Source organism: Pseudomonas sp. BF-B-30, assembly GCF_019956305.1.
Taxonomy (GTDB): Bacteria; Pseudomonadota; Gammaproteobacteria; order Pseudomonadales; family Pseudomonadaceae; genus Aquipseudomonas; species Aquipseudomonas jessenii.
In genome coordinates this window covers 69003-94818 of record NZ_JAHBDG010000083.1, presented here as the reverse complement: position 1 = coordinate 94818, position 25816 = coordinate 69003, and the positions used below count along the sequence as shown (strand labels likewise).

Annotated in this window: 23 protein-coding genes; 14 read left to right on the top strand and 9 right to left on the bottom strand. The window is 60.4% G+C overall.

Going from position 1 to position 25816, the window contains the following annotated elements; genetic code table 11:
* Nucleotides 1-57 precede the first annotated feature (57 nt).
* The 13 genes from KGB29_RS28205 to KGB29_RS28145 all read left to right on the top strand — a co-directional run bounded on the left by KGB29_RS28205 (nt 58) and on the right by KGB29_RS28145 (nt 13354).
* Nucleotides 58-1050 (top strand): D-cysteine desulfhydrase, encoded by a 993-nt coding sequence (locus KGB29_RS28205; RefSeq protein WP_057712479.1) that lies wholly within the window; start codon nt 58-60, stop codon nt 1048-1050.
* Between the two features lie 302 nt (nt 1051-1352).
* Nucleotides 1353-2153 carry a cystine ABC transporter substrate-binding protein gene (tcyJ, locus tag KGB29_RS28200; RefSeq protein WP_090452489.1) on the top strand — a complete coding sequence of 267 codons (801 nt, stop codon included), beginning with the start codon at nt 1353-1355 and terminating at the stop codon, nt 2151-2153.
* The gene (gene tcyL, locus KGB29_RS28195; RefSeq protein ID WP_007983131.1) at nt 2153-2818 is read left to right on the top strand and encodes a cystine ABC transporter permease; all 666 of its coding nucleotides are present in this window, start codon (nt 2153-2155) and stop codon (nt 2816-2818) included. Before tcyJ ends, tcyL begins: the two co-directional genes overlap by 1 nt.
* A gap of 4 nt (nt 2819-2822) precedes the next feature.
* The gene (gene tcyN / locus KGB29_RS28190) at nt 2823-3578 is read left to right on the top strand and encodes an L-cystine ABC transporter ATP-binding protein TcyN (RefSeq protein WP_108216113.1); all 756 of its coding nucleotides are present in this window, start codon (nt 2823-2825) and stop codon (nt 3576-3578) included.
* Between the two features lie 482 nt (nt 3579-4060).
* Nucleotides 4061-4825 (top strand): hypothetical protein, encoded by a 765-nt coding sequence (locus KGB29_RS28185; protein WP_154910737.1) that lies wholly within the window; start codon nt 4061-4063, stop codon nt 4823-4825.
* 385 nt (nt 4826-5210) lie between these two features.
* A complete protein-coding gene (locus KGB29_RS28180; RefSeq protein WP_154910738.1) occupies nt 5211-6443 on the top strand; it encodes an SfnB family sulfur acquisition oxidoreductase in 1233 nt (410 codons plus the stop codon).
* A gap of 23 nt (nt 6444-6466) precedes the next feature.
* Entirely contained in the window at nt 6467-7660 is a 1194-nt protein-coding gene (locus KGB29_RS28175) for an SfnB family sulfur acquisition oxidoreductase (protein WP_154910739.1), read from the top strand.
* On the top strand, nt 7660-9018 hold the full coding sequence (locus KGB29_RS28170; RefSeq protein ID WP_154910740.1) for an LLM class flavin-dependent oxidoreductase: 1359 nt from the start codon (nt 7660-7662) through the stop codon (nt 9016-9018). The genes KGB29_RS28175 and KGB29_RS28170 overlap by 1 nt, the downstream gene beginning before the upstream one ends.
* Before the next feature lie 119 nt (nt 9019-9137).
* Nucleotides 9138-9947: a MetQ/NlpA family ABC transporter substrate-binding protein gene (locus KGB29_RS28165; RefSeq protein ID WP_057712486.1), complete on the top strand. Its 810-nt coding sequence runs from the start codon at nt 9138-9140 to the stop codon at nt 9945-9947.
* 2 nt (nt 9948-9949) lie between these two features.
* Nucleotides 9950-11071: a methionine ABC transporter ATP-binding protein gene (locus KGB29_RS28160; protein ID WP_154910741.1), complete on the top strand. Its 1122-nt coding sequence runs from the start codon at nt 9950-9952 to the stop codon at nt 11069-11071.
* Nucleotides 11061-11705, top strand: coding sequence for a methionine ABC transporter permease (locus KGB29_RS28155; protein WP_057712488.1), 645 nt, complete (start codon nt 11061-11063; stop codon nt 11703-11705). Before KGB29_RS28160 ends, KGB29_RS28155 begins: the two co-directional genes overlap by 11 nt.
* A gap of 468 nt (nt 11706-12173) precedes the next feature.
* The gene (locus tag KGB29_RS28150) at nt 12174-12530 is read left to right on the top strand and encodes a DUF6124 family protein (RefSeq protein ID WP_154910743.1); all 357 of its coding nucleotides are present in this window, start codon (nt 12174-12176) and stop codon (nt 12528-12530) included.
* A 197-nt stretch (nt 12531-12727) separates the two neighbouring features.
* The gene (locus tag KGB29_RS28145; protein ID WP_150812055.1) at nt 12728-13354 is read left to right on the top strand and encodes a class I SAM-dependent methyltransferase; all 627 of its coding nucleotides are present in this window, start codon (nt 12728-12730) and stop codon (nt 13352-13354) included.
* 119 nt (nt 13355-13473) lie between these two features.
* On the opposite strand, the gene KGB29_RS28140 is transcribed toward KGB29_RS28145, so the two are convergent.
* The 3 genes from KGB29_RS28140 to KGB29_RS28130 are packed head-to-tail and all read right to left on the bottom strand — an operon-like array spanning nt 13474 to nt 18685.
* Nucleotides 13474-16524: an efflux RND transporter permease subunit gene (locus KGB29_RS28140; protein WP_154910744.1), complete on the bottom strand. Its 3051-nt coding sequence runs from the start codon at nt 16522-16524 to the stop codon at nt 13474-13476.
* Entirely contained in the window at nt 16521-17585 is a 1065-nt protein-coding gene (locus tag KGB29_RS28135) for an efflux RND transporter periplasmic adaptor subunit (RefSeq protein ID WP_154910745.1), read from the bottom strand. The genes KGB29_RS28140 and KGB29_RS28135 overlap by 4 nt, the downstream gene beginning before the upstream one ends.
* Nucleotides 17582-18685, bottom strand: coding sequence for an efflux RND transporter periplasmic adaptor subunit (locus tag KGB29_RS28130; protein WP_057712492.1), 1104 nt, complete (start codon nt 18683-18685; stop codon nt 17582-17584). The genes KGB29_RS28135 and KGB29_RS28130 overlap by 4 nt, the downstream gene beginning before the upstream one ends.
* Before the next feature lie 177 nt (nt 18686-18862).
* Between KGB29_RS28130 and KGB29_RS28125 the strand changes: the two genes are divergently transcribed.
* Nucleotides 18863-20059, top strand: coding sequence for an AAA family ATPase (locus KGB29_RS28125; protein ID WP_154910746.1), 1197 nt, complete (start codon nt 18863-18865; stop codon nt 20057-20059).
* A gap of 18 nt (nt 20060-20077) precedes the next feature.
* Here the strand turns inward: KGB29_RS28125 and KGB29_RS28120 are convergent, their stop codons facing one another.
* From KGB29_RS28120 to KGB29_RS28095, 6 genes are all read right to left on the bottom strand, one after another.
* A complete protein-coding gene (locus KGB29_RS28120; protein ID WP_154910747.1) occupies nt 20078-21220 on the bottom strand; it encodes an RHS repeat-associated core domain-containing protein in 1143 nt (380 codons plus the stop codon).
* A gap of 570 nt (nt 21221-21790) precedes the next feature.
* Nucleotides 21791-22573: a MetQ/NlpA family ABC transporter substrate-binding protein gene (locus tag KGB29_RS28115; protein WP_007972924.1), complete on the bottom strand. Its 783-nt coding sequence runs from the start codon at nt 22571-22573 to the stop codon at nt 21791-21793.
* 254 nt (nt 22574-22827) lie between these two features.
* Nucleotides 22828-23751, bottom strand: a complete 924-nt coding sequence (locus KGB29_RS28110; protein ID WP_154910748.1) for a sigma 54-interacting transcriptional regulator — start codon at nt 23749-23751, stop codon at nt 22828-22830.
* A 55-nt stretch (nt 23752-23806) separates the two neighbouring features.
* On the bottom strand, nt 23807-24388 hold the full coding sequence (locus tag KGB29_RS28105) for an alpha/beta hydrolase (protein WP_008045411.1): 582 nt from the start codon (nt 24386-24388) through the stop codon (nt 23807-23809).
* Between the two features lie 288 nt (nt 24389-24676).
* Entirely contained in the window at nt 24677-25078 is a 402-nt protein-coding gene (locus tag KGB29_RS28100; RefSeq protein ID WP_008045412.1) for an ExbD/TolR family protein, read from the bottom strand.
* Between the two features lies 1 nt (nt 25079).
* Entirely contained in the window at nt 25080-25805 is a 726-nt protein-coding gene (locus tag KGB29_RS28095) for a MotA/TolQ/ExbB proton channel family protein (RefSeq protein ID WP_057712499.1), read from the bottom strand.
* Between the last annotated feature and the right edge of the window lie 11 nt (nt 25806-25816).

Here is a 25816-nt window from a genome sequence, read left to right as displayed (position 1 = left end):
GCCCCGGCTTTTGGGCGTGCCTATAGTCCTGAGATCTTCAACCGCCAGTACGGACTCATGATCAAACAACAGCTCGCCCGCTTTAACCGCCTCGACCTGCTCGGTCAGCCCACCGCCCTGGAAAAACTCGAACGCCTGTCGACCTGGCTGGGCCGCGACCTGTACGTCAAGCGCGATGACCTGACGCCGCTGGCGATGGGCGGCAACAAGCTGCGCAAACTCGAATACCTGGCCGCCGATGCCTTGGCCCAGGGTGCCGACACCTTGATCACGGCGGGGGCGCTGCAATCGAACCACGTGCGCCAGACAGCCGCCATTGCCGCAAAGTTGGGTCTGGGCTGCGTAGCCCTTCTGGAAAATCCTCTCGGCACTGACGACAGCAATTACACCGGCAACGGCAACCGCCTGCTGCTCGACCTGTTCGATGCCAAGGTCGAATTGGTGGAAAACCTCGATAACGCCGACGAGCAACTGCAAGCCCTGGCCAACCGACTGTGCAGCAACGGCAAGAAGCCGTACCTGGTGCCGATCGGTGGTTCCAATGCCTTGGGCGCCCTGGGTTACGTACGCGCCGGGCTGGAACTGGCCGAGCAGATCAAGGACACCGGCCTGAAGTTCGCCGCTGTGGTCCTGGCCTCGGGCAGCGCCGGTACCCACAGCGGCCTGGCACTGGCCTTGAGTGAAGCGCTGCCGGATCTGCCAGTGATTGGCGTGACGGTTTCGCGCAGCGATGAAGATCAGCGACCAAAGGTTCAAGGCCTGGCCGAACGCACCGCCGAGTTGCTGGGCGTCAGCCTGCCGGAGGCTTTCAAGGTCGAGCTGTGGGATGAGTATTTCGCCCCGCGTTATGGCGAGCCGAATGCCGGCACACTGGCGGCGGTGAAACTGCTGGCGAGCCAGGAAGGCTTGCTGCTGGACCCGGTCTACACTGGCAAGGCCATGGCGGGCTTGCTGGACGGTATCGGCCGTCAGCGTTTCAACGAGGGGCCGATTATCTTCCTGCACACCGGCGGGGCACCGGCGCTGTTTGCCTACAAGGATTTTCTGTAGGAGCGAGCTTGCTCGCGATGGACGACAGGGCACCGCGGGGTGTCAGGTTGCCAGCGTTATCGTTGACGTCCATCGCGTGCAAGCACGCTCCTACAGTAAAAACGCAAGCTATTCCAAAGTGGAATAACCAGAAGATTAATTATTATTTTCCAATCTAAAAACGCCATCATATAGTCATGCTACAGGCGAATTTCTCGAGAGACGCATACGCTGCTTTAAGGCAGGATAGCGCTGTCGCTTAATTCCCGATTTCGCCAAATTTTCACAAAAGCGTCTTCCATAAGAAAACACAGGGGCTTGTCATGAATTTTTCCGCACTACGTCGCAATCTGCTGGTGGGTTCGCTGGGCCTGGCACTGAGCGCCGGCCTGATTGGCCAGGCGGTTGCCGGTGAGCAACTGCAACAAATCAAGGACAAAGGCGTGATCAACGTCGGCCTGGAAGGCACCTACCCACCGTTCAGTTTCGTCGACGCCGACGGCAAACTGGCCGGCTTCGAAGTCGAGTTCTCCGAAGCCCTGGCCAAAGAGCTGGGCGTGAAGGTCAAGCTGCAACCGACCAAATGGGACGGCATCCTCGCGGCCCTGGAATCCAAGCGCCTGGACGCAGTGATCAACCAGGTGACCATCTCCGAAGAGCGCAAGAAGAAGTATGACTTCTCCGAGCCGTACACCGTTTCCGGTATTCAGGCGCTGGTGCTGACGAAGAAGGCCGCCGAGTTGAACATCAAGTCCGCCGCTGACCTGTCTGGCAAGAAAGTCGGCGTAGGCCTGGGCACCAACTACGAGCAGTGGGTGAAAGAAAATGTGCCCAAGGCTGACGTCCGCACCTACGAAGATGATCCAACCAAGTTCCAGGACCTGCGTGTCGGCCGCATCGACGCCATTCTGATCGACCGCCTGGCCGCGCTCGAATACGCCAAGAAAGCCAAGGACACCACCGCCGCCGGTGATGCGTTCTCCCGTCAGGAAGCCGGTATTGCCCTGCGCAAAGGCGAGCCTGAGCTGCTGGCAGCTGTGAACAAAGCCATCGACAAGCTGCGCGCCGACGGTACGCTGAAAAAGCTTTCGGAAAAATACTTCAGCGCTGACGTCACTCAATAATGGAAGAAGCTTTTCAACTCGCACTGGACTCCGCGCCCTTTCTGCTCAAGGGCGCGTATTACACGGTCATCCTCAGCCTGGGCGGGATGTTTTTCGGCCTGGTGATGGGGTTCGGTCTGGCGCTGATGCGCCTGTCGCGCTTCAAACTGGTGAGCTGGATCGCCCGCATCTACGTGTCGTTCTTTCGCGGCACGCCGTTGCTGGTGCAACTGTTCGTGATCTATTACGGCTTGCCGCAATTGGGTCTGGAACTGGATCCGCTGCCAGCGGCCCTGATCGGCTTCTCGCTGAACATGGCCGCCTACGCCTGTGAAATCCTGCGTGCCGCGATCAGCTCCATCGAGCGCGGCCAGTGGGAAGCGGCTGCCAGTATCGGCATGACCCGCGCGCAGACCCTGCGCCGGGCCATCCTGCCGCAGGCGATGCGCACCGCATTGCCGCCGCTGGGCAACAGCTTCATTTCGCTGGTAAAAGACACCGCGCTGGCCGCTACCATCCAGGTGCCGGAACTGTTCCGTCAGGCGCAGCTGATCACCGCCCGCACCTTCGAAATCTTCACCATGTATCTTGCCGCCGCACTGATCTACTGGGTCCTGGCCACGGTGCTGTCGCACCTGCAGAACCAGTTGGAAGCGCGGGTCAATCGGCACGACCAGGAGTCCTGACCCGATGATTGTCGTGGAAAAACTGACAAAGCAGTTCAAGGGTCAAGTCGTGCTCAACGGCATCGATCTTGAGGTCAAGGAAGGCGAGGTGGTCGCGATCATCGGCCCTAGCGGTTCGGGCAAGACCACCTTCCTGCGCTGCCTGAATTTTCTGGAAGAACCCACCAGCGGCCGGATCAAGGTCGGCGATATCGAGGTCGATACCAGCCGTCCCCTGAACCAACAGCAGAGCCTGGTGCGGCGTTTGCGCCAGCACGTAGGTTTCGTGTTCCAGAACTTCAACCTGTTCCCCCATCGCACCGCCCTGGAAAACGTCATCGAAGGCCCGATCGTGGTCAAGAAGACCCCACATGCCGACGCCGTTGCCCTGGGTAAGAAGCTCTTGGCCAAGGTCGGCCTGGCGGGCAAGGAGGACGCTTACCCGCGTCGCCTCTCCGGTGGCCAGCAACAGCGCGTGGCGATTGCCAGGGCGCTGGCGATGGAGCCCGAAGTGATCCTGTTCGATGAGCCGACATCGGCCCTCGACCCGGAGCTGGTGGGCGAGGTATTGGCGACCATCCGCGGCCTGGCCGAAGAGAAGCGCACCATGGTGATCGTTACCCACGAAATGGGCTTTGCCCGGGACGTGGCCAACCGGGTGGTGTTTTTCGACAAGGGTGTGATCGTCGAGCAAGGCGAAGCGAAGGCATTGTTTGCCAACCCGAAAGAGGAGCGGACAAAACAGTTTCTCAGCAAGTTTCTGAATAACGCCCACAACTAACAACCCTGCTCAACAATGGTCATCTTCCATGGACGGAAGTGACACCCCCGAAAAAAAACACCTCATCAATACCAAACTAAATCCATCTATTCTATATACATATTTTGTACGCGCGCGCGGTACATATATATGCATCGCAACAATTCCCCCCCTACCTCCACCATGTTCCTTTCGCAGCACCTGGCCAACAACGCCAGCCGATCCGCCCGGCTTCAGCCACTTTCAGCGGACAAATTCGACGCAGCGGCATGGTTTACTTACTTTGCGCCGTAGGAACTTTCTGAATAACATCACGCATCACCCACAACTAATAAATCTCATTGACACTTGCTCCCCCTGACTCTTATCTAGTCTCCGACCAACATCACTCTTCACGCCAAAACTCATTATTTCAATTAAAAGTAATGAATGGTTTTGCTGTTCGATATTTAGTTTTTGAATTCCCAGAAACGGACTTCGCTGCAAGACTTCAAGGAGACTTCATGAAAAGCACCTCGAACAAATCCGGGCTTGTGGCCCCGACCCTGGCGCAATCCAACAAGACCGGCATCAACGTCACTTGCGCGGCGCACCTGCTGATCGATGTGGCGCCCTACCCCGCCATGGACGAAGGCGACCTGATCGAACTGTTCTGGGACAGCTGCTACGTGGCCTCCCGCGTGCTGACGGCCAGCGATGTCGGCCAACCGGTGCAGCTGCGGGTGCCTGAAAGTTTTGTCGCCAACGGGACCTCGCGCATTCACTACCGGGTCATGCAGGTGGGTCGAGACCCGGTGATTTCGGCCAGCCGAAACGTGCAGATCAAACTCGACTGCCCAGGTGGCCAACCCTCCGCACTGTGCGGCGATGAAAACCAGTGCCTGGCACCGGTGAGCATTCCCGAGGCGATTCGCCGTCAGGGGGTCAATCCGAGCCAGGTCAAGCGCGGTGTTCCCTTGACCATCGAGCCGTATCTGAACATGGCCGTCGACGACGAAATCACCCTGCGCTGGGGCGATGTGCGCATGGATCTGCCACGGCTCAAGGCCGTCGATGTGGGTCAGCCGATTCAGGTCTGGATACCGCCGGCCATCATCCTCGAAGCCGGTGAAGACCTGCGGCTGGAAGTGACGTACTGCATTCTCGACCGGGTGGGAAACAACTCCCGCTGGGCGCCAGCCCGTACGCTGAAAATCGGTTGCGCCAATCCTTATCTGAAAGTCCCCCCGAAAAAAGTGCTCAAGGCCGCCGAACCCCGCAGGCAATGAACACCGCTTCTGTGGCGAGGGGGCTTGCCCCCGTTGGGGTGCGAAGCGCCCCCAAAACCCTGCAATTGAGTCCATTCAAATAAATCGTGGAGAAAGGTTTTGCGACTGCTGCGCAGTCGAACGGGACGGTGCGGCGATCCGACAAGCCCCCTCGCCACAGGGATTGCGCTCTCCCTCGAGAACACCCTTCTATCTATATTCCTAAAAGTTAGTTCATAAAATATTTATACACGTTTAGGGTATATACACCGGACCACCGGACATCCTTGTTTTCATGCGCTGCCACAAGCGGCGCTTCCATAAGATGTGAGGTAGGTATGGTCCGGAACACAATCACCCCAGTGCAGATCGCCAGGGCATTGCGTGCAGCCAAGGAGCGGCACTGATGTCCAGTCTGACAGATGCAATCGTCCAGAGTGACCTGGACATCGCCCCGTTATTGTTGCCCGCACAAATCTTGCGCAACGACGCTCAAGCCATCAAGGCGGCCCACGAACTGGCGCAAGTCGCCCGCCTGCAAGCAGCCAAACGAGACCAGCAGCGCAAGCTCCCATGGTCGGAAATCGAGCAGTTCACCCGCAGCGGCCTGGGCAGCATTTCCATCCCCCGCGAGTACGGTGGCCCGCAGGTTTCGTTCGTCACCCTGGCCGAGGTCTTCGCGATCATTTCCGCCGCCGACCCGGCGCTTGGGCAGATCCCGCAAAACCAGTTCGGCATTCTTAACCTGGTGCTCGGCAGCGCCACCGAAGCGCAGAAACAACAACTGTTCAAAAGCGTCCTGGAAGGCTGGCGCATCGGCAATGCCGGGCCGGAACGCGGCACCAAAAACACCCTGGAACTGAAGGCGCGCATCACCGCTGACGGCGTCGTCAATGGCCAGAAGTTCTATTCCACCGGCGCACTGTTCGCTCATTGGGTTGCGGTCAAAGCGTTGAACGACGATGGCAAGCAGGTGCTGGCGTTCATCCGTCGTGGCACACCGGGATTGCGCATTGTCGATGACTGGTCCGGTTTTGGTCAGCGCACCACCGCCAGCGGCACGATTTTGCTCAACAACGTGCAGGCCGATCCCGAACTGGTGGTGGATAACTGGCGGATCAACGACACGCCGAACATCCAGGGTGCCGTCTCGCAGCTGATTCAAGCGGCCATCGACGCCGGCATCGCCCGAGGCGCCATCGACGACGCCATCGACTTCGTGAAAACCCGCGCCCGGCCATGGATCGACGCCAAGGTCGAGCGGGCCAGTGATGACCTGTACGTGATCGCCGATATCGGCAGGTTGAAAATCGAACTGCACGCCGCCGAAGCACTGCTGCGCAAGGCCGGGCAAGTGCTCGATGACGTCAGCGCCGCACCACTCACCGCCGAGTCCGCCGCCCGCGCCTCGATTGCCGTGGCCGAAGCCAAAGTGCTGACCACCGAGATTTCGTTGCTGGCCAGCGAAAAGCTGCTCGAACTGGCCGGCAGCCGCGCGACCCTCGCCGAATTCAACCTCGACCGCCACTGGCGCAACGCCCGGGTGCACACCCTGCACGACCCGGTGCGCTGGAAGTATCACGCGGTCGGCGCCTATCGCCTCAACGGCACGCTGCCTAATCGCCATTCCTGGATCTGACGACCAGACATCTGGAGAAACACATGACAAGTTCTCACCACGTCGCGGTCATCGCCAGCGATGAACAAGCGCTGATCGTCGCCAGCGACCTTGCCGAAGACTTCAAACGCGACAGCGCCACACGCGACCGTTTACGCCGCTTGCCACACCCGGAACTGGAAGTGTTTTCCCGATCGGGCCTGTGGGGCATCAGCGTGCCAAAAGAGTATGGCGGCGCCGGTGTTTCCAACGTCACCCTGGCCAAGGTCATCGCCTTGATCGCCCGGGCCGACGGCTCTCTGGGGCAGATCCCGCAGAACCATTTCTATGCCCTCGAAGTACTGCGGGTGAACGGCAGCCACGAGCAGAAGCAACGCCTGTACGCCGAGGTTTTGGCCGGGCAACGCTTCGGCAATGCGTTGGCCGAACTCGGCACCAAAACCGCACACGATCGCGTCACCAGCCTGACTCGCGACGGTAGCGGCTATCGCATCAACGGTCGCAAGTTCTACGCCACGGGCGCGATCTACGCCCAGCGCATTCCCACCTCGGTGGTGGATGAAAACGGCGTGCAGCAACTGGCGTTCGTCCCGCGCAACAGCAAGGGCCTGAGCGTGATCGACGACTGGAGCGGCTTCGGCCAGCGCACCACCGGCAGCGGTTCGGTGGTGTTCGAAGATGTCTACGTCGCAGCCGAAGATGTGATCCCCTTTCAAAGCGCTTTCGAGCGCCCGACTCCGGTCGGCCCGCTGGCGCAGATTCTCCATGCCGCCATCGACACCGGCATCGCCCGCGCCGCGTATGAAGATGCGCTGCATTTCGTGCGCACGAAAACCCGGCCCTGGATCGACGCCACCCACGAAAACGCCACGGACGATCCGCTGACCCTCAAGAGCTTCGGCCACCTGAGCATTCGCCTGCACGCCGCCGAGGCGCTGCTGGAACGTGCCGGTGAACTCCTCGACAAGGCCCAGGCCGACACGAATGCCGAGACCGTCGCGGCCGCCTCGATTGCCGTCGCCGAAGCACGCGCCCTCAGCACCGAAATCTCCCTGGCCGCCGGCAGCACACTGTTCGAACTGGCCGGCAGCCAGGCGACCCTGATTGAGCACAGCTTGGATCGCCACTGGCGCAACGCCCGGGTGCATACCCTGCACGACCCGGTGCGCTGGAAGTACCACGCTGTCGGCAATTACTACCTCAACGATGAAAACCCGCCACTGCGGGGGACCATTTGATGACCGCCGCGAAAAAGAAGATCTTGCTCAACGCGTTCAACATGAACTGCATCGGGCACATCAATCACGGCTTGTGGACGCACCCGCGCGACACATCAACCCTCTACAACACCCTCGAGTACTGGACCGAACTGGCGCAGCTGCTGGAGCGCGGGCTGTTCGACGGCCTGTTCATCGCCGACATCGTCGGGGTCTACGACGTCTACCAGAGCTCGGTGGACGTGCCGTTGAAAGAGTCGATCCAGTTGCCGGTCAACGACCCGCTGCTGCTGGTCTCGGCCATGGCGGCGGTGACGAAAAACCTCGGTTTCGGCCTGACCGCCAACCTCACCTACGAAGCGCCGTATCTGTTCGCCCGCCGCCTGTCGACCCTGGATCACCTGAGCCGTGGGCGGGTCGGCTGGAACATCGTCACCGGCTATCTCGACAGCGCCGCCAAGGCCATGGGTCTGAGCGAACAGGTCGAGCATGACCGCCGCTATGACCAGGCCGATGAGTACCTGGAGGTGCTTTACAAACTCCTGGAAGGCAGTTGGGAAAACGGCGCGGTGCTCAACGATCCACGGCAACGGATCTACGCGCAGCCGGACAAAGTGCACAAGGTCGAGCACAAGGGCGAGTTCTATCAGGTCGAGGGTTATCACCTGTGTGAACCCTCACCCCAGCGCACGCCGGTGCTGTTCCAGGCCGGCAGCTCGGATCGCGGTTTGCTGTTCGCCGGGCGACATGCCGAGTGCGTGTTCATCAGTGGCCAGACCAAGGCATCGACCAAGGCGCAGGTGGACAAGGTGCGCGCCAGCGCCGTCGAAGCCGGGCGCAATCCCGAGGACATCAAGGTGTTCATGGGCCTGAACGTGATCGTTGGCGCCACCGAGGAGCTGGCCTGGGCCAAGCACGCCGAGTACCTGAGCTACGCCAGTGCCGAGGCCGGCGTGGCGCACTTCTCGGCGTCCACCGGGATCGATTTTTCTCAGTACGAAATCGACGAGCCGATCCAGTACGTGAAGAGCAACGCCATCCAGTCCGCCACCAAACACCTGCAAAACAACGACTGGACCCGACGCAAATTACTCGAACAACACGCCCTGGGCGGTCGCTACATCACCGTGGTCGGTTCACCGCAGCAAGTGGCGGATGAACTGGAATCGTGGATCGCCGAAACCGGGCTGGATGGCTTCAACCTGACCCGCATCGTCACGCCGGAAAGCTATGAGGACTTCATCGAACTGGTGATCCCCGAGTTGCAACGGCGGGGCTCTTACAAGACCGCGTACGACGACGGGACCTTGCGCGAAAAGCTGTTTCAGCGGGAGGCGTTTTTGCCTGAGCAACATACCGGTTCGGCTTACCGCCGCTAAAAGCTTCGCGAGCAAGCCCGCTCCCACATTTGGAATGCATTCCCCTGTGGGAGCGGGCTTGCTCGCGAAGAGGCCCGAACAGACACCACAAATTTAATGCACTGACTGGATAACTCATCATGAAAAAGAACTACCTCTCCCACCCAGTCAAAGCACTGGCCCTGGCCCTCGGCCTGTTCAGCTCGGTGACCTTCGCCGCCGACGCCCCGCTGAAAATCGGCACCACCGCCGCCTTCGCCATCCCCCTGGAAGCAGCGGTCGAAGAAGCCGGCAAACAAGGCCTGAAGGTCGAACTGGTGGAGTTCACCGACTGGATCGCGCCGAACGTCAGCCTCGCCGCCGGCGACATCGACGTGAACTACTTCCAGCACATCCCGTTCCTGGAAAACGCCAAGGCAGCATCAGGTTTCGATCTGGTGCCGTTCGCGCCGGGGATCATCAACAACGTCGGCCTCTACTCGAAGAAATACAAAAGCTTCGACGAACTGCCCCAAGGCGCCAGCGTGGCCATCGCCAACGATCCGATCAACAGCGGTCGTGGCTTGCAGCTGCTGGCCAAGGCCGGTCTGATCACCCTCAAGCCCGGCGTCGGCTACAAGGCCACCGAAGAAGACATCATCGCCAACCCGAAGCACATCAAGATCCTCCAGGTCGAAGCCGTGCAACTGGTACGTGCCTATGACGATGCCGATCTGGTGCAGGGCTACCCGGCCTACATTCGCTTGTCGAAAACCTTCGACGCGGGCTCCGCGCTGCTGTTCGACGGCCTCGATCACAAGGAGTACGTGATTCAGTTCGTGATCCAGCCCAAGAGCAAAACCGACCCGCGCCTGATCAAGTTCGTCGACATCTACCAGCACTCACCGGCTGTGCGCGCCGCACTGGATAAAGCCCACGGCAAGCTCTATCAAGCCGGCTGGGAAAGCTGAGCATGACCGCCGCCATCCAACGGCGACTGGAGATTCCAGAGCCGCAAAGCGCAGAGCGCACTGAGCTGCATCCCGAACTCAACCATGCCCACGTACGCTTCATCGGCCTGGGTAAAACCTACAACGGCCAGCAAGGACCGGTGGCCGCGTTGCACGGCATCGACCTGGCGATCCAGCGCGGCGAAGTGTTCGGCATCATCGGCCGCAGCGGCGCCGGCAAGTCGTCGCTGATCCGCACCATCAATCGCCTGGAACAGCCAAGCAGCGGTCGGGTGCTGATCGATCAAGTGGACATCGGCGAGTTCGACGAAGACCGACTGGTGGCGCTGCGGCGGCGCATCGGCATGATCTTCCAGCACTTCAACCTGATGTCGGCCAAGACCGTTTGGCAGAACGTCGAACTGCCGTTGAAAGTCGCTGGCGTGCCCAAGGAACAACGCGAGCGCAAAGTCCGTGAACTGCTGGAACTGGTGGGTTTGCAGGCCAAACACAAGGCTTACCCGGCGCAGTTGTCCGGCGGGCAGAAACAGCGCGTGGGCATTGCCCGGGCGCTGGTGCATGACCCGCAAATCCTGCTGTGTGACGAAGCCACCTCGGCACTGGACCCGGAGACTACGCAGTCGATTCTCGGCCTGCTGCGCGAGATCAATCAACGCCTGGGCCTGACCATTGTGCTGATCACCCACGAGATGGCGGTGATCCGTGAAATCTGTGACCGGGTGGTGGTGCTGGAGCACGGGAGAATCGTCGAGCAAGGCCCGGTCTGGGAAGTGTTCGGCAATCCACAGCATGAGGTCAGCAAGACATTGCTGGCGCCGTTGCAACACGCTTTGCCGCAAGAACTGCAAAGCCGTCTGTTGGCGCAATCGAATGCCTGCGACGCCGCTGTGGTCCTGCGCTTGCAGTTCACCGGCAGCCAACGCGACGAACCGGATCTGGCGGCACTGTTCAGCGCCCTCGGAGGCCGCGTGCGCTTGTTGCAAGGCGGCGTGGAACGGATTCAGGGCCATGCGCTTGGGCAACTGCTGCTGGCGGTGACCGGCTCGTCCCTCGATGCCGAGGAGTTGTGTCAGCGCGCCTCTCATTGGGCGCAACAGGTGGAGGTACTGGGTTATGTGGTTTGATCGCTTGCTGCAGGGCTTTATCGACACCTTCCTGATGGTCGGCGTGTCGTCGTTGATCGCGCTGTTGGCGGGCATTCCGCTGGCAGTGATCCTGGTCACCAGTTCCAAGGGCGGCATCTACGAAGCGCCAGCGCTGAACCGCGCTTTGGGCGCATTCGTGAACTTGTTCCGCTCGGTGCCTTTCCTGATCCTGATGGTCGCTTTGATTCCGTTCACCCGGCTCATCGTCGGCACCACTTACGGCGTGTGGGCCGCCGTGGTGCCGCTGACCATCGCCGCTACGCCTTTCTTTGCGCGCATTGCCGAAGTCAGCTTGCGCGAGGTCGACCACGGCTTGGTCGAAGCGGCGCAAGCCATGGGCTGCCGGCGCTGGCACATCGTCTGGCATGTGTTGTTGCCGGAAGCGCTGCCGGGGATTGTTGGAGGGTTCACCATCACCCTGGTGACGATGATCAACTCCTCGGCCATGGCCGGGGCGATTGGCGCCGGTGGACTGGGGGACATTGCCTATCGGTATGGGTATCAGCGGTTTGATAGCCAGATCATGTTGACGGTGATTGTGTTGCTGGTGGCGTTGGTGGCGGTGATTCAGCTCGGTGGGGATCGGTTGGCGCGGGGCCTCAACAAGCGGTAGCTCTGTAGGAGCGAGCCTGCTCGCGATGGAGGTCAACGATAACGCGGGAAGCCAGATTCCCCGTGGCGCCCTCAGGTTTTTCGCGAGCAAGCTCGCTCCTACACGAGTGGCGATCCTGGCGATATTTCGTACAAAGAAATCAGCGTTTCCGAAGGTCCGTTCCCTTTCCTTTGCAGGACATTTCCTAGATCATTTCGCTCGCTTGCGCCTGCCAAAACCGGTGGCTAGTCTCGGTCCGTCACTGCTCATCAGTGATCGGGTTTAGTAGCCCGGAACAATAGGCGCATAGCGATTCCATGCTCATGTCCGGCAAATTTTGCCGCATGCAGAATATGGTGGCTGTGCGTGGGGCACCTTCGGGTGCACCGGTTTTCCTATTGACCGGCCTACTAACCTGCGTACAGCCGCCACCCAATCGTTTAGTAGGCGATAAGTGATGGCTCCCATGCAGCAATAGGAGCAACACTCATGGAAAAATCCGTACCCGATCCGCCTCCCGAAAATCCCGACAACGAAACCATCACCGAAGACCCGCTCAGAGATCGCTCCGTGCTTTATCGGGCCATCGATTTCTACCTCACCGGCAAGCAACCCGCACCGCCCGATGAAATGCGCTTCTACAACGTCAGCAAAGACGTGAGTTTTGAAGACACCCAGTTGTATGTGGCCGATCTGCTGCGCTGTGCTTCGGTCACGGCGTATCAGTGTGGCGATCAACTCAAGGGCGCCGACCGTGCGATGGTGTACTCGATCTGGCATTTGCTGGAGATTGCCAAGGCGATGGTGGATCACTCCATTGAATGTCTGGGGATGAAAAAAAGTTGAGTCAGGCTCTAGTCATCCGTTATCAGTGATGCAGCTTTCGCGAGCAAGCCCGCTCCCACATCTGATCTCTGGCGAACACAAACCATTTGTTCGACTCGGTTAAATGTGGGAGCGGGCTTGCTCGCGAATGGCTGCGAAGCAGCCCCCAACCTGATGGCGTATATTGGCCAAATCTCTATTGCCCGCGCAGCCCGACAATGAAACAGACGCCCGACGACCTCGAACAGATCACCGCCACCACCCTGGGCCATTACAACGCAGTGGCCGAAGACTTCCGTGAAGGCACCCGCGATCACGACGTCAGCCAGAACATCGATGCCCTGCTGCGGCACATTCAGGGCGATGCGCCTTTCGACATTCTCGATTTCGGCTGCGGGCCGGGTCGGGATTTGCAAACCTTCACCCGCATGGGCCACAGGGCTGTCGGCCTCGACGGTTCGGAAAAACTCGCGCAGATGGCCCGTGAGGACAGTGGTTGCGAGGTCTGGCAGCAGGATTTCCTGAAGCTCGATCTGCCGGCCGAACGCTTCGACGGGATCTTTGCCAACGCGGTGCTGTTTCATGTTCCGCGTCAGGAGTTGCCACGGGTGTTGAAGCAGTTGTGGGGAGCGTTGAAACCGGGTGGCGTGTTGTTCAGTTCCAATCCTCGTGGGGACAATCAGGAAGGCTGGAACGGGCCGCGTTATGGGTCGTATCACGACCTGGCGGCCTGGCAGCATTTGTTGATCGAGGCGGGGTTTGTGGAGCTGGAGCATTACTACCGGCCGACAGGGCTACCGCGGGAGCAGCAGCCTTGGTTGGCGAGTGTCTGGCGCAAGGTGTAAAGCCCGCAGATTTGCGGTGGTTGTGCTGACGTCTTCGCGGGCAAGCCCGCTCCCACAGGGGAATGCATTCCAAATGTGGGAGCGGGCTTGCTCGCGAATAGAGCGCGAAGCGCTCGCCTTTACTGCACCTCTTTCTTCGGCTCGCGAATCTTGTACCAGGCCACATACAGCGCCGGCAAAAACAGCAGCGTCAGCAAGGTGGCGATAACGATCCCGCCGATCATCGCGTAGGCCATCGGCCCCCAGAACACTTCCCGGGCAATCGGGATCATCCCCATGCTCGCCGCCGCCGCGGTCAGCAGGATCGGCCGGCGCCGATGTTCGGTGGCCTGCACGACTGCATCCCACGGTGCATAGCCCTTCAGCTCGTATTCCTCGATCTGGGTCACCAGGATCACCGAGTTGCGAATGATGATACCGATCAGCGCCAGGATCCCGAGGATCGCCACGAAGCCCATCGGCGTACCGGTAGGCACCAGCGCGATCACCACGCCGATCAGCCCCAGCGGCGCAACGCTGGCCACCAGGAACAGCTTCTGCACGCTGTGCAGCTGGATCATCAGGAAGGTCGCCATCAAGAACAGCATCAGCGGCACAACCTTGGCAATCGGTCCCTGGGCCTTACCGCTTTCCTCCACCGTACCACCGGTGGCGACCTTGTAGCCCGCCGGCAATTTGGCAGCGAAATCGTCGATGGACGGCTTGAGGATTTTCACCAGGTCCGTCGGCTGGATCTCGTCGCGTATCGCTGCCTTGATGGTGATGGTCGGCAGGCGATCGCGACGCCACACCAGCGGCTGCTCCAGTTCGTAGCGCACCGTGGCGAACGCCAGCAGCGGAATCGACGTGCCGCTCGGCGTGACGATTTGCAGGTTCTGCAGGGTTTCCGGCGTACCGCGTTCGGAATCCACCGCGCGACCGACCACGTTGATCAGGTAAATGTCGTCATCGACCTGGGTCACCGACTGGCCGCTGACGATGCCGTTCATCAGGTTGGCCACATCCTCCGAAGACAACCCCAACTGCCGCGCTTTGTCCTGAGCGATGTCGATCCGCAGCACTTTGCCCGGTTCGTTCCAGTCGTAGATGATCTCGCCAATGTGCGGGTTCTTGTCCAGCTCAGTGGCCAGGTCGATGGCATGTCGGCGCACCTGGTCGACGTCCTTGCCGCTGACCCGGTACTGGATCGGACGCCCTACCGGCGGGCCCATTTCCAGTGCCTGGACATAACTGCCGATGCCAACGAAGTCGTTGCGCAAGCGCTCGCGAAGCTTCTGCATCATGGCCTCACGGGTATGGCCTTTGCTGACGATCACCAACTGCGCGTAGAACGGGTTTTGCAGTTGTTGGTCCAGTGGCAGATAGAAACGAATGGCACCCTGGCCGACGTAGGTGCTCCAGCGCACGATGTCCGGATCGTCCTTGAGCGTGGCTTCAAGGCGATCGACGGCCCGGCGGGTTTCGTCGATCGAGGCGTTTTGCGGCAGGTTCAGGTCCACCAGGATTTCCGGCCGATCCGAAGACGGGAAGAACTGGTTCTGCACGTAGCGCATGCTGAACACCGCCAGTACAAAGCACAGTACGGTGATGCCAATGGCCCACCAGCGATTGCGCATGCACCACAGCAGCCCGCCGTTGAACGCCTTGCCGATACGCCCGGGTTCGCCTTCATGGGGTTTCACGTTGGTACTGAGAATGTGCACGCCGATCACCGGCGCAAACAATACCGCCACCACCCACGACACCAACATCGCGCAGGCAATCACCGCAAACAGGGTGTAGGTGTATTCACCGGCCGAGCTGGCGTTCAAGCCGATCGGCACGAAGCCCGCCACCGTCACCAGCGTACCGGTGAGCATCGGGAACGCCGTGGAGGTGTAGGCGAAGGTCGCCGCCTGCTCCTTGGTCTCACCCAACTCCAGACGCGTAACCATCATTTCCACGGTGATCATCGCATCGTCCACCAGCAGACCGAGGGCGATGATCAGTGCACCGAGGGAAATCCGCTGCATGGTGATGCCGCTGTATTCCATGAATACGAACACCATCGCCAGCACCAACGGGATCGAGCACGCCACCACCAGCCCGGCACGCACGCCAAGGCTGACGAAGCTGACCAGCAGTACGATCACCACGGCCTCGAACAACGCGCTGGTAAAGCCGCCAACGGCCTCCTCCACCACCACGGCCTGGTCGGAGACGTTGTCAATGCCGACACCGACCGGCAGGTCGGCGGTCAACTCGTCGATACGGGTGTGCAGAGCCTTGCCGAACGCCTGGACGTTGCCACCCTTCTGCATGGCAATCGCCAGGCCGATGGCCGGTTTGCCGTTGAAGCGGAATTCCGGCGAGGCCGGATCGACGTAGCCGCGGCTGATTTCGGCAATGTCGGCCAGACGATAGAAGCGGTCATTGAGCTTGAGGTTGACCTCGGCCAGGTCTTTCTCCGAAGCGAACTGCCCCGAAGTGCGCACCGAAATCCGCTCCGGCCCGGCCTCGATGACACCCGCCGGGGTCACGGAGTTCTGGGTTTGCAGGCTCTGCACCACCTGACGCTGATCGATGCCCAGCGCAGCGAGTTTGCGCGTGGAGAAGTTCAGGTACAGCACTTCGTCCTGCTGGCCGACCATTTCGATCTTGCCCAGCCCCGGCACGCCGCGAATTTCCATGCGGGCCTGTTCCACGTAGTCGCGCAACTGACGCATGGTCAGGCCGTCGGCGGTGAAGGCGTAGATCGACCCGAAGACGTCACCGAACTCGTCGTTGAACGACGGCCCCTGTATGCCTTGCGGGAACTGGTATTTGATGTCGTTGATCTTCTTGCGCACCTGGTACCAGATTTCCGGGATGTCCTTGGCACTGGTGGTGTCGCGCAGGTTCACGTACACCGTCGATTCGCCGGGGCGCGTGTAGCTTTTCACATAGTCGAGGGAGTCGAGCTCCTCGAGCTTCTTCTCGATCCGGTCAGTGATCTGTTCGAGGGTTTCCTCCTGGGTCGCCCCCGGCCATTTGCTCTGGATCACCATGGTCTTGATGGTGAACGAAGGGTCTTCTTCGCGCCCCAGGTTGAAATACGAGAACACACCCATCAACAACGCGACGAACATCAGATACCAGATGAACGACTGATGCTTGAGGGCCCATTCCGAGAGGTTGAAAGGCCCTTTCATTGACTGTCCTCGTCGATTTTCACTGGTTGCCCCGGCTTGAGGCTGTTCACACCGGCACTGACCACCCGCTCGCCGTTCTTCACGCCGCCAGCCAGCACCACGGTGCTGTCGGTACGGCTGATCACGGTGATGTCACGGGGGGAGACGGTTTTACTCTGTGCATCAATCACCCAGATGCGTGGCTTGCCATCGACCTCCTGCAGCGCGGTGACAGGCAACTCGATACGCGGCTTGATCGCCGAGCTCAGGGTGACGCTGATGGCTGTGCCGAGGCGAAAGCCATCTGGTGTTTCAGCCAGGCTCAGGCGGGCGCGACGGGTGCGTGTGGCGCTTTGAGCCTGAGGTTCGATTTCACGGATGATGGCGGTGGTGTTGATGCTCGGATCCAGCTGCGCAGCGACCAGAAACACCACATCGCTGGGCAGTTGATCGACCAGGGTATCGGGCAGGTCGATCACCGCTTCCTTGATGTCCGGTTGCGCCAGAGTCACCACTTGCTGACCGGCCGTTACCACTTGCCCGGCCTCGGCGCTCCACTGGGTGACCACGGCTTTATGATCGGCGCGCAGCTCGGTGTAGCCCAGTTGGTCCTTGCTCTGGTTGACGGCCGCCCGGGCCTGATCGAGGGAGGCCTGGGTGGTTTTGAGGTCCGTGTTGGCCTCGTCGAGTTGCGCTTGCGCGCCGACCCCACGATCAAACAAGGCTTGCTGGCGCAGGGCACTGGCCTTGGCATTGATCAGTTGCGCCTGAATTTTCGACAGGTCACCCTGGGCCGAACGCAATTGGTTCTGCTGGTCGGAAGGGTCGAGGGTGGCGAGCAGCGTACCCTTCTCCACCGCGGCGCCGACATCGACGTTACGGCTGGCGATTCGCCCGCCCACGCGGAAGCCGGTATTGCTTTCATAACGCGCCTGGATGCTGCCGGCGAAGCGGCCCAGGTCCTCTTCGCTCAAGGTCTGGACCTTGATCGACAACACCGGCCGTACCGGCGCCGGCGGCGGTTCGTTTTTGGAACAGGCGCTCAGCACCAGCCCGATGGACAACGCCCATAAAGGCTTCATGGCTTGGCTCCCCACGTCAGATCCTTGTAAGTGTTTTCGGCAATTTCGACTTCCATGTCCGGGTGCAAGAGTTGTCCGCCGGCGATGATGACTTTGTCCCCGTCCTTCAACCCGCCGCTGATGATGACCTTGCCGGTCAGGTAGCGGCCGACCGTGACTGAATGCAATTGGGCCTTGCCCTTGTCGTCGACAATCCAGACAGCGGGGGCACTGATGTTTTTGGTCAGCGCCGACCACGGCAACTCGATGACCGACTTGCCCGATCCGCTGGCCGTGGCACTCACCACCGACCCCAACTGCATGCCGTCGGGCAGTTTGTCGAGGCCGACCTTGACCTGCACGGTTCCGGATTGCGCCGACACCGCCGGGGTGATTTCGCGTACGGTGCCAGTGGTTTTGATCGCAGGGTTATCGACCAGGCTGAGGACAATGGTGTGATCTCTCGGCTTCTCGGCCAGCAGCGATTCGTAGACGTTGAACACCGCATCCCGGTCGCCGTCACGGGCCAGGCTGAAGATCGGCATCGTCGCCTGCACCACCTGGCCGACTTCCGCCTGGCGCTCGGTAATGATCCCCGGTGCATCGGCGATCAGCGCCGTATAGCTCAACTGATCCTTGGCATTGGCCAACTGCGCCTTGGCAGCGCTCAGGGCGCTCTGGCTGCTGTGCAAGGTTGCCTGGGCCGAGTCGTATTCGCTCTGGCTGGTGTAACCCTTGGGCAGCAATTTTTGCTGACGCACGAACGCCGCCGCACTTTGCGTCACCCGCGCCTGCTCGGCGACGACTTGCGCCTGGGCCGAATCGACATTGGTCTGCAAATCCTTGGGGTCGAGCCGGGCCAGCACTTGCTTGGCGGTCACTCGATCACCGACGTCGACCGAGCGCTGGATGATCTTGCCACCCACGCGGAAAGACAGCTCCGTCTGTACCCGGGCCTGGATATCACCGGTGAGGGTAACCGGGACCGCGTAATCGGCCGGCTTGACGACTTGCACGAACACCCGTGGCAGGTATTCCTGCACGGGTTTTTTCTCGTCGCAAGCCGTCAGCAGGGTGACGACACTTAAGGCCATGACTACTTTAAATCCGGGAACCACCATGCAAACTCCTTGGCCTTTTCCATGTACAACTCGACAGAGAGCTTAGAACAGGATTGGAACCTTGCACGAGCGTCTTATGAAGAAAAAGCTCACACTCTTTCAGCCCTGAAACACTTGCCATAGACGCCTGTGCATGCCTGACAATGAGCCCCGGTCGATCCCCCATCAGGAACCCAAATGCTCAAGACCCTCGCGGTGGCCAATTACCGCTCGATCAACAAACTGGTGATCCCGCTGGGACGGCTGAATCTGATCACCGGCCCCAACGGCAGCGGCAAGTCCAACCTGTACCGCGCGCTGCGCCTGCTGGCGGAAACCGCCCACGGCGGGGTGGTCAATGCCCTGGCCCGTGAAGGTGGCCTGGATTCGACCTTCCCGGCCGGCCCGGAAACCATCTCCCGGCGCATGCGCACTGGCGAAGTCGCCATCGAGCCCACCGTGCGCCAGGGCGTCAAACGCCTGCGCCTGGGGTTTGCGGGAGAGGATTTCGGCTACTCGATCAGCCTCGGCCTGCCCGATTCCAACGGCCATTTCATGCTTCCCGGACGCAGCACGCCGATACCGTCTTACTTCAGCCTCGACCCGCAGATCAAACGCGAATGCCTGTGGGCCGGAGCGTTCTATCGCCCGGCCAGTCTGCTGGTCGATCGTGACGGCCCGATGATCCGTGCCCGCGCCGATCGAAAGTGGGATGTATTGGCGCAGCACACGCCGACTTTCGACAGCCTGTTCGATCAGGTCGGCAGCCTGCGCAGTTCGCCGGAAGTGCTGGAGATGCGCGAGTTCATCCGCCGCTGGCGCTTCTACGATCACTTTCGCAGCGATGCCGACGCCCCGGCGCGGCAACCGCAACTGGGCACCCGCACGCCGGTGCTGCACCACGACGGACGCGATCTGGCGGCGGCCTTGCAGACGATCATCGAAATTGGCGACCCCGAGGCCTTGCGGGCGGCGATCAGCGACGCCTTCCCCGGCGCACGACTGAACATCGAACCTCTGCCGGGTGGGCGCTTCGCCATCGAGTTCTTTCAGGAAGGTTTGTTGCGGCCGCTGTCGGCCGCCGAGTTGTCGGACGGAACGTTGCGTTACCTGCTGCTGGTCGCAGCGCTGCTGACGCCACGCCCGCCGACGCTGATGGTGCTGAACGAACCGGAAACCAGCCTGCACCCGGATCTGCTGCCGGCGCTGGCGCGCTTGATCATCCGCGCGTCCGAGCAGTGCCAGGTATGGGTGGTGTCCCACGCCCGACGTTTGATTTCGGCGTTGCAGGAGGACCCGGAGTGCAATTGCATCGTGCTGGAGAAGAATCTCGGACAGACCGGGATTGTCGGGCAGCGGATGCTGGATGAGCCGGCGTGGTATTGGCCGGATTGAGATCTAGAGGTGGACCACTCAGGTCCTTCGAATTCTTTTGTTCGGTTTGAGCGGCGACCACTGACGCCTGGCCACCAGGATTGGCCAGTTAGTTCCTACTTCAAGCATTTCATCATAGGATCGCTTGCCAGCCAGCTTCAGGGGGCCTGATCTGAATGCGCCTGGTGATAGTGGCGGGGCCGAGGGCGAACCCGGGGCAAAAAAGGAAGGCGACTCAGGTGGTGCCGATGGCAGGAACCGGTCAGGCGGTGCCTCACCCGTTGTAACGACTCGCCCCTTGTTCTCCACAAAACGCTTCAAGGCAGGGACAGTCTTGGGATCACGCGCAGCCCAGTAAACAGTCGCTCTCGATACCAACGTAAGTCCCGCTAATCCTAATGCAATAAACCCGAGAGTTTTAGCTGCCTCAGAGTCCCCGGTAATACCCGCAACAGCACTGGCAACACCCGTCAGCGCTGAAGCCATCGTCGCCATTCCCGCCACAGTCGAGCCTGCTGCACCGAGGGTGTATTTGTAGGCTAACCGACCTGCTGCACCCCATTGCAAAGCATCCTTGGCCAACTTGAAGGGAATAGCGGGCGACATGGTAATTCGAGCATTGGCCACGCTGAACAGGCTCGTGATCAACCTGGCAAACTGCCCCGTCGGGTCACTGAAATTCACCGGGTCCCCCAGGCAATACGCATACGCATTCAGTCCGCCCCGCCCAAACGGGCTCAAGCTGTCCGGTCTGTTGAAGCGCATCAGCACCGGGTTGAACGCCCGATGCCCGTTACCCAGCAGATAATGGCCGGTGGCCGGATCGACCACTTCGCCGGTGAATCCGAGCAAACCACCGGGACCACTCTCGACCCGCCGATGACCGTAGGGCGCGTAGACCTGACGCACATCTCCGTCGGGGCCGGTCATCTGCAATACCGAGCGTTGCTGATCAGTGACCAGTAACAGGCTGTTGCGCTCGCCACCGTCCAACGATTGCACTGCCAGCCGTTGCCTGTCGTGTTGAAGCACGCTGTACGCATCCTGTCCTTTCAGTTGCGTCACCAGATGTTCGCCGCGGTAGAACCGGGTCAATTTTTCCAGCTCCAGCGGCTCCAGTTCGACCAGCCGATCCAGAGCATCATAGCGGTAGCGATTGAGGGGGCGAGTCATTGGGCTCATGAGGTTCAACTCCCGGCGAAGGAAGCAGTTTGCACCCGCTTGAATGCGCCGACACCTAGCAGAACTGTTAGTGCCGGGAGAAAGCCGTCGCCCGAATTTGCCCAGACAAGAGAGAACAGCTACTTTCCATTGCGCCGTAGGAAGGATCTTTTTTTCGAAACACCGCTCCAGGGACGAACCACTTTTGGCCAGAATCCCGGCCAAAATCTCACAAGGACGAGAACATGGCAGACGTACAACCGCCGCAACGGCTGGATCCGCAGGACATTCTGAAACTCTTGATGGCGTTGCGCAGGGCCTTGAAGGCCGGGCCGGCCTGAGCAATCCAGAGTCAACCGGCTCCCTGTGGCGAGGGGGCTTGCCCCCGTTGGGCTGCGAAGCGGCCCCAAACAGATCTCCCGCGCTCCCCTGGGCGAATGCTGCGCATTCGAACGGGGCGATGCGGCGCCCCGACAAGCCCCCCTCGCCACAAGAGCTCCCTCGCCACAGTTAAATCGAGCACCCATAAAAAAACGCCGACGCTAAATCAGCCGTCGGCGTTTGAAACCTTGAAGGGGTTTGCTTCGCGAATCAGAACGCAGGCAGTACCGCGCCGCTGTACTTCTTCTCGATGAAGGCTTTCACTTCCGGGCTGGTCAGGGCCTTGGCCAGTTTCTGGATGGCAACGCTGTCCTTGTTGTCCGGACGGGCCACCAGGAAGTTCACATAAGGCGAATCGGCACCTTCGATCACCAGGGCGTCTTTAGCCGGGTTCAGACCCGCTTCCAGCGCGTAGTTGGTATTGATCATGTCCAGGTCGACCTGATCCAGCACGCGCGGCAACATCGCGGACTCGAGCTCCTTGAACTTGAAGTTGTGCGGGTTCTTGGCGATGTCTTTCGGCGTGGCCAGGGCGTTTTTCGGGTCTTTCAACTCGATCAGGCCAGCCTTCTGCAGCAGGATCAGGGCACGGCCGCTGTTGCTGCCTTCGTTCGGGATGGCGATGGTCGCGCCGTCTTTCAGTTCAGCCAGGGTTTTGACTTTTTTCGAGTAGCCGCCGAAGGGTTCAACGTGAACACCGATCACGGTTTCCAGGTGAGTGCCTTTGCCTTCGTTGAAGCTCTTCAGGTACGGCAGGGTCTGGAAGTAGTTGGCGTCCAGACGCTTCTGATCGACCTGCACGTTCGGCTGAACATAGTCGGTGAAGACTTTGATTTCCAGGTCCACGCCTTCTTTGGCGAGGGTTGGCTTGATCAGCTCGAGAATCTCGGCGTGTGGAACCGGGGTCGCGGCAACCACCAGTTTCTCGCCAGCCTGGGCCAGGCCCGCGGTCAGGGCAGCCGCCAGTGCGGTGAACAACAGAACCTTTTTCATGCAGTGTCCTTATCGAGAATCACAGTCGCTTGTGGCGACGGCTTGAACATGAGAGTGCCAGTGAAGTGCTATCGCTGGCGTGAAGCGGACAATACCGGGATTTTTTATTCCCGAACAATAACGTTTATTCAGCTTCATATTCCATTTTGTTCATACAGCTGTAGGAGCGAGCTTGCTCGCGATGGTCGCCAGGACAACGCGGGCATTCAGAAAACCCGCGTCATCGTTGAAGACCATCGCGAGCAGGCTCGCTCCTACAGGAGGCCGGTGCCTTTAAGTATTTGTTTCAAGGCGTCTTTTTCGGCGTCGGTACCGTTGCCAAGAATCTGCTTGAGCTGCTTTTCGATCTGTCCCAGACCTTCATCAGGCAAATTCAAATGCTCCGGCAAGATCTCGTCGCCGGTACTCACCAACAGCGCAAAGTGGATGACGTTTTCCAGTTCCCGGGTATTGCCCGGCCATCTGTGGCGTTCCAGCACGCGTTGCGCGGCCTCGCTGATCAGCGGCACCGGCAGCTCCAGGCGTTGGCTGTAGATGCCGAGGAAGTACTCCGCCAGCGAGAGGATATCCCCCACCCGCTCGCGTAGTGCCGGCAGCTCGAGTTGGCCTTCGCTGAGGTAGTGATAAAGGCGTTCATGGAATTTTCCGGCGGCAACCGCCTGGGCCAGATCGATGCTGGTGGCCGCCACCAGACGCACATCCACCGGGCTCGGCTGATGGGCTCCGACGCGGGTGACTTCGTGGTTCTCCAGGGCAGCGAGCAATTTGATCTGGATCGGCAACGGCAGGTCGCCGATTTCGTCCAGATACAGCGTGCCGCCATTGGCCGAACCGAACCACCCGGCGCGGCTGCTCGCCGAGCCGCTGTAGCTGCCCGCCGCATAGCCGAACAATTCGGCGTCGGCGTAGGTCGGGCTGATGGCGCCGCAGTTGACCGACACGAACAACCCGCCGCGATCACTGGCACGGTGGATATGGCGGGCCAGCAACTCCTTGCCGGTGCCGGTTTCGCCACGGATAAGCACTGACACTGAACGCGTGGCCAGTTGCTCAAGGTCTTCACGTAATTGTCGTGAACGCGGATCGACAAACACCAGCGCCTTGGCGCGGATGCTCAGGGGACTTTTTTCCGCATCGGGAAAGGTCAGCAGCGGCTGGCCGAAGGTTTCAAAGCTCATGGCAGACTCCCGCCCAAAACCGCCGGGAGACGGGGGCGTTAAATAAAGAAAGTGTTCAAGCGCGGCGCAGGGCGTGGTGTTCCATGCGGTTTTGCAGTCGATAGAGGTAGGCAAAACCTTGCTCCCAACGCTGGTGACCGGACTTCACGTTGATGTGCCCTGCCCCCGCCAGAATCCCCGCCTCGGCGCCCCAGTTACGCGCCAGCTCCAGGGCCCGCGGTGCACTGACGGCGCTGTCGTTGTCGGAGCTGACAACCTGGCTGGGGAACGGCAGCAGATCCGTCGGTATCGGTGCGAAATTGCGCAACGCCGGCGCGCAAGCCGGGCGTTCGACATCTGCCGGTGCGACGAGCAAGGCGCCGCGCACTTGACGCAAAAACTGCACGGGGGCACTCGCGGCCCAATGGGCGACGGTGATGCAACCCAGGCTGTGGGCAATGAGAATCACCGGCGTGCTGTCGGCGGCAATCGCCTCGGCCAGCGCCGCGACCCAGTCTTCACGGCGCGGCGTCAACCAGTCAGCCTGTTCCACCCGTGCGCTATTCGGCAGGCTGTTCTGCCAGTGGCTTTGCCAATGATCTTCTGGCGATCCTTGCCAGCCCGGCACAATCAGGTAGCGAATTGATTCGTTGCGCATGGGGGAGCTCTCCTGCGTGTCTGTTCCCGGTCGAGTATAGGGAGAGGATTTATATTCGTTAAGGAATAAGAAGCTATTTGTTAAGACCAGTATCGAATATACAATTCAATCTAATGTGGGAGCGGGCTTGCTCGCGAAGGGGCCATCAGATCCAACATCCTTGTCGCCTGACACTCTGCATTCGCGAGCAAGCCCGCTCCCACAGGGGGTTTGTGGTGTTACTGAAATCGAGGCATAAAAAAAGGGCCGCACCCTGCCAAGGAGACGGCCCCGGAAAACGAAAATCCGTTAACGCGCAGTAATCACCGACAGCCTGGTAATCCCTGCCCGTTCAATCGACGCCATGGCCCGTGCCACTTCGCCGTAATTCACCCCATCGTCCGCCTGCAACTGCACGCGCACCTCGGGGTCCTTGGCCTTCGCCGACTTGAGGTTGAACTCCAGCAAGTCCGGCTGTATCTCGTCCTTGTTGATAAACAGTTTGCCGGCACCGTCGATGCTCACCACCAACGGGTCTTTCTGCTCCACCGGCGCCACCGCTTCGGTCTTGGGCAGGTTGATCGGAATCGCGTTGGTCAGCAGCGGTGCGGTGACGATGAACACCACCAGCAACACCAGCATCACATCCACCAGCGGCGTAACGTTGATCTCACTGAGCACCTCATCGGTGTCTTGCGTGGAGAAGGCCATATCAGGACGCCTCCTTCACTTTCTGCACGCTGCCCTGGGCCGCCACTTTGTGCGCCGTCGGGTGGATCAGCACACGGAACGAACTCTTCTGCGCCAGGCTGTAGAAGTCGTGGGCGAAGTCATCCAGGTCCGCCGCCGTCAGTTTTAAACGACGCAAAAAATAGTTGTAAACCAGCACCGCCGGCACCGCGACGGCGATCCCTACGCCGGTGGCGACCAGTGCCGCGCCAATCGGCCCGGCGACCGTTTCAAGGCTTGCCGAGCCCGCCGCGCTGATGCCTTTCAACGCTTCCATGATTCCCCACACCGTGCCGAACAAACCAATGAACGGCGAGGTGCTGCCAATGCTCGCGAGTACCGCCAACCCGGTTTCCAGCGACCGGCGCTCGCGCACGATCTGCTGTCGCAAGGCACGCTCCAGACGATCCTGATGATTGATCGCCTGGCTCAAGTCCGCCGCCTGCGGCGCCTCGCCCACCTGGATGGCCGCATAACCGGCCTGTGCAACCCGGGCTGCCGCTCCGGGCCTGGTTTCGCTCAGTTCGGCCGCCGAGTCGAGACTCGAAGCGGCCCAGAACTGTTGATGAAACTTTCGATCCTGTGCCTTGAGGCGACCGAACTGCACGCCCTTGAGCAATGCCAGACCCCAGGTCGCGACGGAAAAAACCACCAGCAGCCAGATCACCGCGCTTTCGATGGATTCAAGTGGAGATGCCAGTAACGTCATGATGTATTCCT